This is a genomic window from Crystallibacter permensis (assembly GCF_025960875.1).
Classification (GTDB): domain Bacteria; phylum Actinomycetota; class Actinomycetes; order Actinomycetales; family Micrococcaceae; genus Crystallibacter; species Crystallibacter permensis.
The window spans coordinates 27,202-41,767 of sequence record NZ_JAODLR010000006.1; the positions used below are offsets into that span (position 1 = coordinate 27,202).

At 64.4% G+C, this 14,566-nt stretch carries 15 protein-coding genes; 3 read left to right on the top strand and 12 right to left on the bottom strand.

Features of this window, described 5'->3' with window-relative positions:
• Nucleotides 1–23: 23 nt before the first annotated feature.
• The 6 genes from B0G38_RS08905 to B0G38_RS08930 all read right to left on the bottom strand — a co-directional run bounded on the left by B0G38_RS08905 (nucleotide 24) and on the right by B0G38_RS08930 (nucleotide 6,770).
• The gene (locus tag B0G38_RS08905) at nucleotides 24–332 is read right to left on the bottom strand and encodes a DUF3039 domain-containing protein (RefSeq protein WP_264669119.1); all 309 of its coding nucleotides are present in this window, start codon (nucleotides 330–332) and stop codon (nucleotides 24–26) included.
• A 99-nt stretch (nucleotides 333–431) separates the two neighbouring features.
• Nucleotides 432–2,003 (bottom strand): transporter, encoded by a 1,572-nt coding sequence (locus tag B0G38_RS08910; RefSeq protein WP_264669120.1) that lies wholly within the window; start codon nucleotides 2,001–2,003, stop codon nucleotides 432–434.
• Nucleotides 1,985–2,848, bottom strand: coding sequence for an ABC transporter ATP-binding protein (locus tag B0G38_RS08915; protein WP_264669121.1), 864 nt, complete (start codon nucleotides 2,846–2,848; stop codon nucleotides 1,985–1,987). The genes B0G38_RS08910 and B0G38_RS08915 overlap by 19 nt, the downstream gene beginning before the upstream one ends.
• A gap of 48 nt (nucleotides 2,849–2,896) precedes the next feature.
• Complete coding sequence (locus B0G38_RS08920) at nucleotides 2,897–4,009, bottom strand: NADH:flavin oxidoreductase/NADH oxidase (protein ID WP_264669122.1); 1,113 nt, start codon at nucleotides 4,007–4,009, stop codon at nucleotides 2,897–2,899.
• Between the two features lie 11 nt (nucleotides 4,010–4,020).
• Nucleotides 4,021–4,989: a tetratricopeptide repeat protein gene (locus tag B0G38_RS08925; RefSeq protein WP_264669123.1), complete on the bottom strand. Its 969-nt coding sequence runs from the start codon at nucleotides 4,987–4,989 to the stop codon at nucleotides 4,021–4,023.
• Between the two features lie 59 nt (nucleotides 4,990–5,048).
• Nucleotides 5,049–6,770, bottom strand: coding sequence for a hypothetical protein (locus B0G38_RS08930; protein WP_264669124.1), 1,722 nt, complete (start codon nucleotides 6,768–6,770; stop codon nucleotides 5,049–5,051).
• A 281-nt stretch (nucleotides 6,771–7,051) separates the two neighbouring features.
• Here B0G38_RS08930 and B0G38_RS08935 point away from each other — a divergent pair, with 281 nt between their 5' ends.
• On the top strand, nucleotides 7,052–8,335 hold the full coding sequence (locus tag B0G38_RS08935; RefSeq protein WP_413542049.1) for an AI-2E family transporter: 1,284 nt from the start codon (nucleotides 7,052–7,054) through the stop codon (nucleotides 8,333–8,335).
• Between the two features lie 21 nt (nucleotides 8,336–8,356).
• Here B0G38_RS08935 and B0G38_RS08940 read toward each other — a convergent pair whose 3' ends face one another.
• A complete protein-coding gene (locus B0G38_RS08940; protein ID WP_264669125.1) occupies nucleotides 8,357–8,683 on the bottom strand; it encodes a hypothetical protein in 327 nt (108 codons plus the stop codon).
• 58 nt (nucleotides 8,684–8,741) lie between these two features.
• On the opposite strand from B0G38_RS08940, the gene nucS reads away from it, so the two are divergent.
• Both nucS and B0G38_RS08950 read left to right on the top strand, forming a co-directional pair.
• Nucleotides 8,742–9,437 (top strand): endonuclease NucS, encoded by a 696-nt coding sequence (gene nucS, locus B0G38_RS08945; RefSeq protein WP_169994324.1) that lies wholly within the window; start codon nucleotides 8,742–8,744, stop codon nucleotides 9,435–9,437.
• 289 nt (nucleotides 9,438–9,726) lie between these two features.
• Nucleotides 9,727–9,930 (top strand): cold-shock protein, encoded by a 204-nt coding sequence (locus B0G38_RS08950; protein ID WP_074701697.1) that lies wholly within the window; start codon nucleotides 9,727–9,729, stop codon nucleotides 9,928–9,930.
• A gap of 78 nt (nucleotides 9,931–10,008) precedes the next feature.
• Here the strand turns inward: B0G38_RS08950 and murA are convergent, their stop codons facing one another.
• The 5 genes from murA to B0G38_RS08975 form a co-directional block, all read right to left on the bottom strand.
• The gene (gene murA / locus B0G38_RS08955) at nucleotides 10,009–11,310 is read right to left on the bottom strand and encodes a UDP-N-acetylglucosamine 1-carboxyvinyltransferase (protein WP_264669126.1); all 1,302 of its coding nucleotides are present in this window, start codon (nucleotides 11,308–11,310) and stop codon (nucleotides 10,009–10,011) included.
• A 75-nt stretch (nucleotides 11,311–11,385) separates the two neighbouring features.
• Nucleotides 11,386–11,817, bottom strand: a complete 432-nt coding sequence (locus B0G38_RS08960) for a DUF2550 domain-containing protein (protein ID WP_074701694.1) — start codon at nucleotides 11,815–11,817, stop codon at nucleotides 11,386–11,388.
• 18 nt (nucleotides 11,818–11,835) lie between these two features.
• A complete protein-coding gene (locus B0G38_RS08965; protein ID WP_074701693.1) occupies nucleotides 11,836–12,123 on the bottom strand; it encodes a F0F1 ATP synthase subunit epsilon in 288 nt (95 codons plus the stop codon).
• Between the two features lie 4 nt (nucleotides 12,124–12,127).
• Entirely contained in the window at nucleotides 12,128–13,588 is a 1,461-nt protein-coding gene (gene atpD / locus B0G38_RS08970; RefSeq protein ID WP_264669127.1) for a F0F1 ATP synthase subunit beta, read from the bottom strand.
• 73 nt (nucleotides 13,589–13,661) lie between these two features.
• Nucleotides 13,662–14,555, bottom strand: coding sequence for a F0F1 ATP synthase subunit gamma (locus B0G38_RS08975; RefSeq protein WP_264669128.1), 894 nt, complete (start codon nucleotides 14,553–14,555; stop codon nucleotides 13,662–13,664).
• Nucleotides 14,556–14,566 lie beyond the last annotated feature (11 nt).

Sequence of the window (14,566 nt, forward strand, 5' to 3'; positions counted from 1 at the left end):
CCGCAGGTGAATCGAGGACAGGCTTACTTCTTGCCGGAATCGTCTTTTCCGGAACGCAGTCCTTCGTAGATTTCCTTGCACTCGGGGCAGACCGGGAACTTCTTGGGGTCGCGGCCCGGCGTCCAGACCTTGCCGCACAGGGCAATCACCGGCTCACCTGAGAGCGCGGACTCCATGATCTTCTCTTTGCGCACATAGTGGGCAAAGCGCTCCCGGTCTCCGGGCTCGAGTTCCTCGCGCTGCTCTTCGCGTTCAATGGTTGCGGTGGAACCGCCCGGCCCCGAAGGATCGCGGTACGGGTCGTTTTCGAAGGGATCAGGAGGCAAAGTCATGTGTCCATCTTACCCGCCGCTTCCCCGCACCCGAGGTGCTAACGACGGCGAAACCCAAGGCCCCGCCGTCGTTATTTGGACTTTTCCGTCCAGCGGAGGCTACTTGTTGACGGCCACGGCCTGCAGCAGTTCGGGGGCCCGGCGGTCATACCACTTCCCGCCGGCCCGCAGCCCGACAAAGAGCAGCACGGCACCCAGCAACAGGCCGACAGCCAGCGCCGCCCAGCTCCAGATTGCGTCGCCGGTGAGCATGGCGGCCAGCAGCAGGCCGGCCTCCGGGAGCACCAGCAGCAGCTGGACCGCCATGCCGCCCATCTGCACGATCATCATCCGGGCCGTCGAGCCGGGCGGAGTCTTGAAGGGGCTCTCCCCCGGCAGCGGGACGTTGTAGGTGTAGCGGGCCGACACCACGCTGGAGAGCCCGAAGCCGGTCAGCAAGGTGCCCAGCGACAGGCCCAGCACCCCGGGCAGCAGCTCCCAGCTGCCCAGCCAGAAGAAAGGCATGACGGCGAAAACCAGCGTCACCGGCAGCGCAAAGACCGCGCAGGCCACCACGCGCCCGGCCCGGTCCGCGAGGCCGCTGACGCCGGTGGTCAGGTGCAGGGCGAAGGCGGTGTTGTCATAGGAGATGTCGGCCGAGATGCCGAAAGCGAGCAGGAACGCCATGATCGGGCCGAGCCACATCATGAAGCTGAAATCACCGCCCTGCGAGAAGGCGAAGAACATCACCACGGGGATCAGCGGAACGGAGATCAGCGAAGCGCCGTAGCGCGGATCCTTGAACCAGTAGGTGAGGGCCCGTGCCGCGATGGCACCGGTGGGCGTGCCGGGAAAACGGGAGAAGAAGCCCAGACGGCCGCCGGCCCGGCGGGTGACCGCGTTGTACGGCGGCGTCACCAGCGCACGGGCCAGGCTGATTTTCCACAACCAGGCGATCAGGGCCAGGAACGCCGCGCCGATGGCGAAACGGGCCGCCGCCACGCCCCAGTTTCCCAGCGCCAGGTCGCCGGGCACTGCCCAGATGCTGCCCAGCGGCGTCCACGCGAGCGTTTCGGCCAGTGAGGGGAGGAAATCGCGGGAGCTCTGCAGTCCCTCGGTGACGCCGATGATGATGGGGCCCAGGAGCATCAGCGGAATGATGCCGATAATGCCGCTGAGGTCTTTGAACCGGCGTGAACTGGCCAGCGTGGTTGACGCTGACGTTGTTAGCCGGGAGAGCACAATGCAGGTCAGAACTGCGACGGCGGCGCAGGGTATGGCCGCGATCATCGCCACGGGCTGGCGCCACCACATGGCAGCCTGGCCCAACGCCGCCAGCAAGGTGACCAGGCCCGGAATACCGATAACACCGCCGATGGCCAGTCCCAGCAGCAGCTGCCGCATGGGCACGGCGAACGTGACAAAGCGGGCCGGGTCCAGTGTCATGTCGACGCCGGTGGCCACCATGGGGATCAGCGCCCAGCCCAGGAACGCGGCCGCACCGCCGAGGATGACGGCCATCCGTCCTATCCCTGGTTCGTGCGTGGCCAGCAGGACCAGCCCGGCGATGAGCAGCACCAGGACGCCCAGCGCATAGAGGCCGCCGAGGATGACGCCGACCAGCTGCCAGGGGCTGCGCTTGAAGCCGTTGCGCAGCAGGGTCAGCTTGAGCCTTACGAGGTGCGCAACCACTCGAGTCCCTCCGCCTGGTTCCGGCCGCCGACCAACTGCACAAACCGGTCCTCCAAGCTGGCCCCGGCCCGGACCTCGTCCACGGTGCCGGCTGCCAGCACGTTGCCGTTGGCGATGACGGCAACGTGGTCGCACATGCGCTGGACCAGGTCCATCACGTGACTCGAGACAATCACCGTGCCGCCCGAATCCACGTAATCGTGCAGAATGTCCCGAATGTTGGCCGCCGAGACCGGGTCCACCGCCTCGAACGGCTCATCCAGCACCAGCAGCTTCGGGGCATGGATCAACGCCGAAGCCAGCGCGATTTTCTTGGTCATGCCCGCCGAGTAGTCGACTACCAGCGTGCCTGCATCATTAGTCAGGTCCATCGCCCGCAGCAGGTCCGCGACCCGGCCGGCCACGGTTTCCCGGTCCATCCCGCGCAGCAGGCCCGCATAGGTGACCAGTTGCTCGCCGGTTAGGCGGTCAAAAAGCCGCACACCGTCGGGCAGCACCCCCATCAGCCGCTTGGCTTCCAGCGGCTGGGCCCACACGTCGACACCATGCACCCACACCTGGCCGTAGTCCGGACGCAGCAGCCCCGTTGCCATGGACAAAGAGGTGGTCTTACCCGCACCGTTGGGCCCCACCAGGCCGTAGAACGATCCCGTCGGCACATCCAGGTTCACGCCGTTGACGGCGATCTTCTCGCCGAAGCGCTTCGCCAGACCGCGGACGGCAAGAGCCGGTGCGCGTGGTGGAACCGAGGCTGTTTCGGCCGGCTGGACCGGCTCGGGATAGTCAGATGGTGCGGGAGAAGCCGTGCCGGAATCGGCAGGCGGCCAGGCGTCGGGGGATGTCATGAACCCACGGTAACAACGCCGGTTCCCTGTTCACATCATCCGCAAGGACTAAAAATTCTCCCGCACGGCTGCACGCTGGTACTGCGGGGCCCAGGGCAGATCATGACCGAGTTCCACGGCGGCGCGCTGCCACCAATGCGGGTCACGCAAGGCGGCGCGCGCGATCAGGACGGCGTCCGCGTCGCCGTCGGAAATAATGTGGTCGGCGTGGCTGGCCGAGGAAATCAGCCCCACCGCGCCGACGGGCAGCCCGGTCCGCTGCCGGAGCTCTGCGGCGAAGGGCACCTGGTAGCCGGGAGCCAGCGGAATGCGGACACCGGGCACGGCGCCGCCGCTGGAAACATCGACGAAATCCACCCCGTGTTCGCGTGCGGCCGCAGCCATCCGGGAAACCGACTCCGGGTCCAGCCCGCCCGGGGCCCAGTCCGAGGCCGAAACACGCAGCAGCAGCGGCATAGCATCGGGGATCACGCCGCGGACTGCGTCGATGACCGCAAGCAGCAGCTTTGACCGCTTCAGCTCGGACCCTCCCCAGGCATCGTCCCGGTTATTGACCAGGGGGCTGAGGAACTGGTGCAGCAGGTAGCCATGGGCGCCGTGGATTTCGATGGTGTCGAAACCGGCCCAGACGGCACGGGCCGCGGCATCCCTGAAGTCCGTAATGACCTGTTGGATTCCGTTTTCGTCCAGTGCCTCCGGTGCGTCCAGTCCGCCGAACGGTTCGCTGGTCGGGGCGAGAGTCTGCCAGCCGCCTTCCGAGCGCGGGACACTTCCACGCTCGACGGCGAAAGGCCAGTAGGTGGAGGCCTTGCGGCCGGCGTGGGCAAGCTGAATGCCGACCTTCGCACCGGCTGCCCCGTGCCGGTGGACAAAATCCGTGATCCGGCTCCAAGCATCTGCCTGCGCGTCGGTCCAGATGCCGGTGTCACGGCCGCTGATACGTCCTGCGGCGCTTACCGCCGTGGCTTCGGTCAGGATCAGTGCCGCTCCCCCCACCGCGAACTGGCCCAGGTGCATCAGATGCCAGTCGTTGGGCACACCCGGCGCATCCGCGCCGTCCACGGAGTACTGGCACATCGGTGCCACCCATCCGCGGTGCGCCAGCTCCAGACCCCGCAGGATGATGGGGCTGAACAGTCCCGTTGTTCCGTCGGCAGCCACCGGGCCCGCCTTTAAAAAAGTGCCCGGGCCAAGGCCTGGCGGGCTTTGGAAACCCGCGGGTCCGTCGCCCCGACAACCTCGAACAGGTCCACCAGGCGCGCGCGTGCCGCTTCGCGGTTATCGCCGGCGTTCCGGGCGACAAACTTCACCAGCCGCGCGAACGCATCTTCGATATGGCCGCCGGATACATCCAGGTCCGCCACTGCCAGCTGTGCTGCCAGATCATCCGGGTTCTCCGCCGCGGCGGTGCGGATAGCTGCGCCATCGGCACCCTCCAGGCGCTGCATCAGTTCAACCTGCGCCAGCCCGGTCTTGGCTTCATGATCGGCGGGCTGCTCGGCCAGCGCCTTGCGGTAGGCGGCGGCAGCGGCAGCAAAGTCACCGGCTTCGATCGCGTCGAACGCCTCCTGATGCAGAGGCGGCAGCGGCGGTTCGGCCGGGGCTTCCTCCTGTCCGTCGGCAGAACCGGCACGCCCGGTCACTCCGTTGGCTTCAGCTACCTTGAGCAGTTCCTCCACGAAGGAGCGCAGTTCCTCTTCGCTGGCGAGGCCCTGGAACAGCGGAATGGGCTGGCCCTTCAGCAAGGCCACGGCCGCAGGCACGCTCTGCAGCTGGAACGCCTGCCCGATGCCGGGGCTGGCCTCCACGTCAACCCGCGCCAGGATGAACCGGCCGGCGTATTCGTCCGCCACCTTCTTGAACACGGCGGACAGCTGCTGGGCGATGTCGCTGTATCCGGCCGTGAGTTCCACGATCACCGGAACCTGCGCGGAAAGCTGGACCAGGGACGAGAAGCTTTCCTGATTGACGTCCACGATGTAGGGTACGCGTGCGCCGTTGCCGTCCTCACCGGCGGGCGCCGCCGTACCGGGCGCGTTGCCCGCCGGTGGCTGCGGCCGCTTAAGCGCGGACAGATCCACGGCTCCGCGGAGATTAAGGGATGACGGCGCAGGGCCCTGCCCTGAAGCTGGAATGCTCATGACATCACACTAATACGGATCCTCGGGGCCTTCCGAATTCGGCGGGCAGGTGTTCGGACTTACTTCAGGCGGACGTCCACCAGGTCCTGGGCCACGCCGATAACGGTGATCGGCTCCTTGGATCCTGCCGGCGGAACATAGATGGCTACGGACTCACCGTAAGTGACGTCCACGCCTTTCGTGGTGGTCTGCTCCCCTGCCAGCGCCGCGAACTCATCGGAGAGTCCAACGGTGGCACCCGGCTCCGACGGAACGCTGCTCATAACGTTGCGCATGTATCCGTAGACCATGGCCCCGCCGTCGGCCGTCTTCAGTGCCCGTACGGATTTCCCGTCGACGCTGCGGCTGAAGGAGATGTCCGCATTGTCGTTGGACGCGACCTGGTCCTTCTGGAAGGACGTGATCTGTTCAGCGAAGGTATTCTCCGCGACGGCTTCCTTGTTCTTGCCGTCCGTCAGATGGCCGGCCAGCAGCTTCAGGGCCTCTTGCGGCGCGTGCAGCAGGCCGTCCTTGCTATCAGCCGGCACCGAGGGGGAGCCGCCCTTTTCGGTGGAGACCTGGGGGAAAGTTGTTCCGGGCAGCATCTGCACCGCGTGGACCATCTTGTAGTTCTCCCGCGGCGTTGCCTGGGAGAGCACCACTACCTGCGGAACCGGGTTGTCGTCGCCCCGCGTCACCGCCACAACGGTCCGGGGCCACTCCGGGCCGCTGTCGACCATGGAGGTCAGAACCGGATCCGCGGCAACGGGCACGAGTGCTGCCACATCGCCATTCTCTGCCCGGACCTTGTAGTTGGCCTCACGCAGTGCGAGTGCTGCACCGCCGACCCGGGCGTTAAGTTCGCCGGCGTCGCGAGCAGCGTCACCCGCGGTGACAGCTCCAGCCACTGCATCCATGATGCAGTTCAACTGCCCGTCCAGCACGACGGGGTAGGCAGCCGCTGCCGCCTCGGGCGAAGCGGCAGGCTCGCCGGCGTGCGCCGGCAGGACCTGCGCGGTCAGCGCCGTACCCGCAGCGAGCACGACGGCCAAGGCTCCAGCGCCGGAACGTCGTCCATCGGTACGGGATTCAGCCCTTCCGGCGGAGGCACCGGAGCCGCCCCCTGCTGCCACGCGGCGGCCGCTGACAACTGCGGTCTCGTCCAGGCTGCCGGCAGGCCGGTCACCAGGCCCACCGGCCGGGGCAGCTCCGCCACCGCGGCGGGAAATGATGGCGATGGCCAGTCCGAGCACTGCCAGCAACGCGCCAATAATGATCAGGGCGATGCTCCCGGGAGATGTGGTGTCGTTCGGCCAGCTGACCGTAACGTTCGTGGGGGCGGGCTTGGTACCGTCTGCAGCCAGCAGAATGGACCACTCGCCCTCGGCAGGTGCGATCCACCGGTGCTCGGTGCTTTGCGCGGCGGTCTCTTCGCTGACCCACAGATCCGATCCTGCGGGGTTGGGAACCTTCGCGTCTCCCTCTACCGCGCTGCCCTGCAGTTGCCCGTCCGCTACGGCGGAAATTGACGTATGCGCGGCTTCGCCGATCCAGGCATCAACGTCGCCGGCACGGCCCACTGCCAGGAAGAACTCTCCCTCGCCTTCAACCGTGATATCCACGCGTTCATCATCCACGCCAAGCACGCCGGGCTCGATCACCGTCACCGGCGCCGTGGATTCAGCTGCTGAATAGCTCGCGGAAACTGTCTCCGGAGGTGCCCAGACGGTTCGCAGGGCGATTCCGAGCACCACGGCGAGGAGGCCGGCTGCAATCAGGGCCACTGCAATTTTTAAACGCACAAAAATACCTATCAATCGTCGCTGCGGGGCATGACGCCCGCGTCAAACCGCGGCGGAACGGGGTCAGTCCGCGGGTGGAAATGTCATCGCTCGTCATCGGCCGATCTTTTATAACCCTATGGTAACGAAAAAGGCTGTTAGAGTGCCTTCTTGGTGACAGCCGCCACCCGGGCACCGGCGTTCGGCCCTGCCACCCGTGGTTGCTGCTGACAACCGCTGATACTCTTCGACAAAGTCCATCCCGTCTACGTTCGCGGGCTGAGGGAAACAGGTTCATACGCGTGAGGGAGCATACAGGAAATCCGGCCGGTGCCGAAGGCAACGATAACTCCAGCGAGCAGGAGGCCGCCCGCCCGGTTCCGGTCACGCCTGCCCGCCGGAAATCCGTCCTGACCGCCCTCGGCCGGATCGGCGCCTCCATTCCCCGCGCCCAACCGCGTCTGCGGTTCGAAATGCCGCCGGAAGCCCGGACACCTGATGAGGCTGACGACGTCGAACCGCCGCCTCCCGCCGCCGTCTCCGGTTATACCGCTGCACGCCACCCCATCCACTTCGGTTTCATGGCGACCGTCGGTGTCGGAATGGCGCTGCTGTTGTATTTCATCCTCACCAACATCGGCGAACTGCTTGGTTGGATCGCGGCCGCACTCTTCATCGCGCTCGGCCTGGATCCGGTTGTCCGGTGGCTGGAGCGCAAGGGCTTGCCGCGGCCGGCCGGAGTTGTCGCCGTCGTCCTTGCCTTGGCCGGGCTCCTGGCGGCGTTCTTCTCCACGCTCATTCCGACGATCGTCAACCAGACAACGCAGATCGTGGCCAACGCGCCCAGATACGTCGACGAATTCCTGGAGTCGCCGGTTTTCCAGTCCATTGACGAACGCTTCCAGGTCCGCAACCGCGTGGATGAGGAAGTGGCCAAGTTCTTTGCCAACTCCGACGCCGTTACCGGCATCTTCGGCGGCGTGCTCGGTGTCGGTAGCAGGGTCTTCCAAGGAGCCTTCGGTGCACTGATCGTGCTGGTACTGACCTTGTATTTCCTCGCCTCGCTGCCGGCGATGAAGGTCTGGGCCTACCGGCTCGCGCCGAGATCGCGGCGGCAACGTGTGCAGTTCCTGGCCGAGGAAATCACGGGAAGCGTGGGCAGTTATGTGATCGGGCAGGCCTGCGTTGCCCTCGTCAACGCCGTGGTGGCCTTCATCGCCATGTCCATCGCCGACGTCCCCTTCAGTGTCTTGCTGGCGTTCCTGGTAGCGCTGCTGGCCTTCATACCGCTGGTCGGCGGCATGATCGCCGGCATCATGGTCTCGCTCGTGGCGCTCACCGTGGACTGGCAGACCGCGGTGCTCTTTGCCATCATCTACTTCGCCTACCTGCAGTTCGAGGCGTATTTCGTCTCGCCCCGGATCATGCAACGGGCGGTCGCCGTGCCGGGTGCCGTGGCGGTCATCGCCGTCATTGCCGGCGGCCTGCTGATGGGCGTCCTCGGTGCCCTCATGGCGATCCCGGCAGCGGCCGCGGTGATGCTGCTGATCAAAGAGGTCATTATCAGCCGGCAAGACCAGCGCTAGCCTGCCGCGGGAACTCCCCGGCTAGCGGTAACGGAAACTCCGGGTCTTCCAGCAGTGCGGGTGCCAGTGCCGCCGTTCTGCCAAGGCTGTTTCCGCCCCGAAGAGCGAGTCCTGCCGCCATGCCACCAAGTGTTCCACTCCGGGACGGATCATCTGCCCGCACCCCGGGCAGGTGTAATCCTTGGCAGCGCTGCCCGGCGTGATCCGCCGCACGTTCCACTCCCCGTCCGGCGCGCTCTGCCGTTCCGGGATGCCCGCCCGGGCGCGGTCCAGGTCAAGCTCGGCGCCCTGCGCCCATTTACGTGACGCCGTCCCAGTGTGGCGGCGGGGTCGGTTTGAACGGGGCATGGATCAATTCTGCCCCACCACACAGGTGCCTGCACAAACTAACGTAAAGTGGCCTACTGTGCGTTTAGTTATTGCCCGCTGCTCAGTTGATTACATCGGCCGTCTCCGCGCCCATCTGCCGCTGGCCACACGCCTGCTGATGGTCAAGGCGGACGGCTCCGTTCTCATCCATTCCGACGGCGGCTCCTACAAGCCGCTTAACTGGATGAGCCCGCCCGCCAGACTCCGTGTCGAGACGCCGGACGAAACGGACGCTGCCGACGGCGTAGCCGAAGTCTGGCACGTCCAACATGCCAAGAGTGACGACCGGCTGGTCATCCAGATCCACGAGCAGCTCCACGAGTTCAGCCACGAACTTGGCGTGGACCCGGGACTGGTCAAGGACGGTGTCGAAGCCGACCTGCAGCGCCTGCTGGCCGAGCAGATCCACACCCTCGGCGAGGGCTACAGCCTGATCCGCCGGGAGTACATGACCGCCATCGGTCCGGTCGACATTCTGGCCCGCGATGCCACCGGCGCGACCGTGGCCATTGAACTCAAACGCCGCGGCGATATCGACGGCGTGGAGCAACTGACCCGCTATCTTGAACTGCTGAACCGCGATCCCCTGCTGGCCCCGGTGAAGGGGGTCTTCGCGGCCCAGCAGATCAAGCCGCAGGCCCGGGTGCTGGCATCGGACCGCGGCATAGACTGCCTCACCTTGGATTACGACGCCATGCGCGGGGTTGACGACAGCGAAGCACGCTTGTTCTGACCTCCGCCCGGCCGCCTTTGAATGAGTGCACCGCCTACCCGCAACCGCGGGAAAACATTTGCTTAACAAACGATTGAATGCCCCCACAGGCCGTTGACCTGCCCTTTTACGTATGTGATGCTTAACGCAGTCTTTGTGTATGTGTGTTTTTCATGCTCGCAGGACATGTTGCGAGTGTGAAGCTCCTCACCGCTTCGGCAACCAGCCGGACATGAGGTCTTCCACGGAGTGACCCCCGGTCCGGTACGAGGTGTGCCGGGCTAAAAAGTTCCACTATGAGGAGAAATAAATGGCACAGGGGACCGTCAAGTGGTTCAACGCTGAAAAGGGCTTCGGCTTCATCACCCCGGATGATTCCGACGGCGATGTTTTTGTTCACTACTCTGAAATCCAGACGGGTGGTTTCAAGACCCTGGACGAGAACCAGCGTGTGACCTTCGAGATCGGGCAGGGCGCCAAGGGGCCGCAGGCAACCGGCGTAACCGTCATCTGAGGTTTCGAATACCACCTCGCGGCACCGCTGCGACGGACTTGCACAGAGGTCCCCGGAGGAATCCGGGGACCTCTGACGTTAAGCCAACCTGCCGGCCAGCGCTCCGGGCTCCGGTTCGCTCCCCTGCCGGGCTACGGCAGCCCCCAAAGTACGCAGCTTCTCGTCGAAACGCTCATAGCCACGGTCTATATGGTCTACGCCCCGGACCTCGGTCACGCCGTCGGCTACCAGTCCGGCAATCACCAAGGCAGCGCCGGCACGGATGTCATTTGCCACTACAGGCGCTCCGGACAGCTGCGGCACTCCCCTGATCAAGGCATGATGCCCATCCAGCCGGACCACGGCACCGAGCCGGGCCAGCTCAGAGGTAAAGCCCCAGCGCGCCTCAAAAACGTTTTCGGTCACCATGCCGTTGCCATCCGCTACCGCGTTCAGTGCTACTACGAACGGTTGGAGGTCCGTGGGGAATCCCGGATACGGCAGCGTGGAGACGTTGATCGGAGCGGGACGGCCGTTGCCCTCGACGATGAATCCGTCCGCCCGGGTGGTGATTGTGCAACCGGCCTGGGCCAACTTGTCCAGCACCACGGACAGATGCTCCGGAACCGCATTGCAGACGTCCACGCACCCGCCGCTCATTGCAGCGGCAAACGCCCACGTGCCCGCAACGATCCGGTCCGGAACGGTCCGGTGCGTGACCGGATGCAAACGTTCGACGCCGGTTATCACCAAGGTCGGCGAGCCGATCCCTTCGATCTGCGCTCCCATGGCCACCAGCAACTCGGCTATGTCGCAGACCTCCGGTTCCCGTGCCGCGTTGTCGATGGTCGTGACGCCGTGGGCCAAGGTGGCCGCCATCATCAGATTCTCGGTTGCCCCTACGGACGGAAACGAGAGCCGATGGTGGGCCGCATGCAGGCCGTTGGGTGCACGCGCGACAAGATAGCCATGCGCAATGACTATTTCCGCCCCCATCAGCTCCAGGCCGCTGCGGTGCATGTCCAGGCCTCGGGAGCCAATGGCATCTCCACCGGGCAGGGCCACCTCTGCCTGGCGGCAGCGGGCGACCAGCGGTCCCAACACCGATATCGACGCGCGCATTGCCCGGACCAGGTCATAATCGGCCTGATGGGCGGGCTCGGCAGGAACGTCAATGTGCACGCAGGACGCATCGACGTCGTAATCAACGGTGCAGCCAAGCCTTCGCAACAGCTCCGCCATGATCCACACGTCCTGGATATTCGGCACGTTGGTGATCGTGGACTTTCCCTCGGCCAGCAGCACGGCGGCCATCAGTTTCAAGACACTGTTCTTCGCCCCGGCCACCTCAACACGCCCCGACAGGGTGCTGGGTCCGTTGACGACGATCACATCTTCCATAGTCCCCATCCTAATGAGCGGTCCGTAAAGAACAGCGGCGCGGCTCCGGTGAGGAGCCGCGCCGCGAAAGCATTTTCATCGCCAGGTACCGATCCCTATCACCGGACCGGCCTCCAACCAGGAAGACAGACCCGCGTAAACATCGAAGCTCATGGCGAGCAGCAGTTCCTGCTTGTCATGGCGAAGCATCACCACGATGGCCCCGGGCTGTATTTTCGCCCGCTCGGCCTCCGTAGGTTGGCGCCACCCCTGCAGCTCCAAAGCGCTGCGCCGGAATCTGTAGCGCGGCCTGGGGCTCAGGGAAAAGAGCCGCAGCCATTCCAGGTGTTTGTCCGCATAACGACAAACCCCCATCTGCCAGCTGCCAGGCAGCATGCAGATGGAGGCGTCAAAAGTGCCAAGGGCGCGCCGCAGTTGGTAGCGGCGCACCCCGAAGGCAAGCAGCGTCAGTAGCAGCAGCAGGAACAGTGCCGCCAGAATAGCGAACGTGTAACCGACTTCTTCCACTGGCGCCGCTAGCTGTACCTAAGCCGTGGCCAGGTCATTGACCGTGGCATTATCCGCCACGATGACCACGCGGTTACTGTCGACGGAGAAGAATCCGCCGTCCACGGTCACGTTGATCCGCTCGCCGTTGACCGGGTTGATCCCCAGCTCGCCGGGAGCCAGAATAGCCAGCACCGGCGAGTGGCCGGGCAGGATTCCGATCTCGCCTTCTGCGGTACGAGCCTTGACCAAAGTTGCCGCACCGGACCACACGAAATGGTCCGCCGCCACAATCTCTACTTCCAGTTCAGCCGCTTCGTTAGCCATTGGCTTACTTGCTCTGTTCCTGGATCTTGGCCCACTGGCGCTCTACGTCGTCCAGGCCACCGATGTTGAAGAACGCCTGCTCCGCAATGTGGTCCAGCTCGCCGTCGCAGATGGCCTTGAAGCCTTCAACGGTGTCCTTGATCGAAACGGTGGAACCCTCCACGCCGGTGAACTGCTTGGCGGTGTAGGTGTTCTGCGACAGGAACTGCTGGATACGGCGAGCACGCGCCACAACAATCTTGTCCTCTTCGCCCAGTTCATCAATACCGAGGATGGCGATGATGTCCTGCAGTTCCTTGTTCTTCTGCAGGATCTGCTTCACGCGGACGGCGACGTCGTAATGCGCCTGGCCGATGTACTGCGGATCCAGGATTCGCGACGTGGAGGTCAGCGGATCCACAGCGGGGTACAGGCCACGGGAAGCGATTTCACGGGAAAGTTCCGTGGTCGCATCCAGATGCGCGAACGTGGTTGCCGGAGCCGGGTCGGTGTAGTCATCGGCCGGGACGTAGATCGCCTGCATCGAGGTGATCGAGTGGCCCTTGGTCGACGTAATACGTTCCTGCAGCAGGCCCATTTCGTCAGCAAGGTTCGGCTGGTAACCAACGGCGGAGGGCATACGGCCCAGCAGCGTGGAGACCTCGGAACCTGCCTGGGTGAAACGGAAGATGTTGTCGATGAAGAGCAGCACGTCCTGGTTCTGCACATCGCGGAAGTATTCCGCCATGGTCAGCGCCGACAGTGCCACGCGCAGACGCGTTCCCGGCGGCTCGTCCATCTGGCCGAAAACAAGTGCCGTGTCCTTCAGAACGCCGGCTTCTTCCATTTCGACCCAGAGGTCGTTACCTTCACGGGTACGCTCGCCGACACCGGCGAATACCGAGGTACCGCCGAAGTTACGGGCAACACGGGTGATCATTTCCTGGATCAGCACGGTCTTGCCGACACCGGCACCGCCGAACAGGCCGATCTTTCCACCCTTGATGTACGGGGTGAGGAGGTCAATGACCTTGATGCCGGTCTCAAGGATCTCCGTGGAGCTTTCCAAATCGGCAAAGTTGGGAGCCTTGCGGTGGATCGGCCAGCGCTCGTTGATCTCCAGTTCGGAAGCTTCAACGTCGAGCGGTTCGCCCAGCACGTTGAAGATGTGACCCTTGACGCCATCACCAACAGGCACGGTAATGGGCGAACCCGTATCCGTAACGGTGGTGCCGCGGACGAGACCGTCGGTGGCCTGCAGGGAGATAGCACGAACGAGGTTGTCGCCAAGGTGCTGCGAGGTCTCGAAGGTGATGGTGTGGGTGTCGCCGTTGAGCGTGATCTCAGCGGTCAATGCGTTGTAGATGCCGGGGATGGCGTCAGCCGGGAACTCGACGTCGACAACCGGGCCGATCACACGGGCAATACGGCCAGTGGCGCCCGAGCCGACGGAACCGGTTCCGTGCTCGATAGTTTGGGCAGTCATCTCTCTCACTTCATTCAGTTAGATGGCGTGGGTTAAAGTTTACTTTGGCCTGAGGCGCCTTCGACGCCGAAGGTCAGGACGCGCTTAGCGCGTCCGCACCGCCGACAATCTCGGTCAGCTCCTGCGTGATTTCGGCCTGACGTGCGTTGTTCCGGAGCCTTGTGTACTTCTTGATGAGGTCCGAAGCGTTGTCGCCGGCAGATTTCATGGCCCGCTGGCGGGCGGCAAGTTCACTGGCGGCGGACTGCAGCATGGCTGCAAAGATACGCGACTCAATGTAGCGCGGCAGCAACGCATCCAGTACCTGCTCAGGTTCCGGCTCGTACTCGTACAACGGCAGCAGATCCGATTCCGATACAGCCTCCTCCTCCACGACTTCCAGGGGCAGCAGACGAATAACCGTCGGCTCCTGGGTCACCATGGACTTGAAGCGCGTGTAGACAACGTGGATCTCGTCGACACCGCCCTCTTCATAAGCAGTGTTGAAGTCTGCGAGCACGGCATCGCCGATCTCGCGGGCAACCTCGAAGGCCGGCGCATCTGTGCCGCCGGTCCACACCTGCTCGTACGAAAGACTGCGGAAATCAAAGTAAGCCTGCGCCTTGCGGCCAACAAGGTAGTGGCGCACTTCCTTGCCGTCTGCCCGCAGCAATTCGGTCAGCGACTGTGCCTGCTTCAGAATCGACGCAGAGTACGCTCCTGCCAGACCGCGGTCGGAGGTCATTACCACGACGGCCGCGCGCCGGATCTGCTCCGGCTCGGTGGTCAGCGGGTGTTCGATCTCCGACTGTGACGACACAGCAGAAACGGCACGGGTGATCGCATTGGCGTAGGGCAGTGACGCAGCCACACGAGTGCGGGCCTTTCCAATGCGCGAGGCAGCGATCAGCTCCATCGCCTTGAAGATCTTCTGCATCGACGTGGTCGAAGCAATCTTCTGGCGGTAGACCCGAATCTGGGCTCCCATACTTTTCCTTT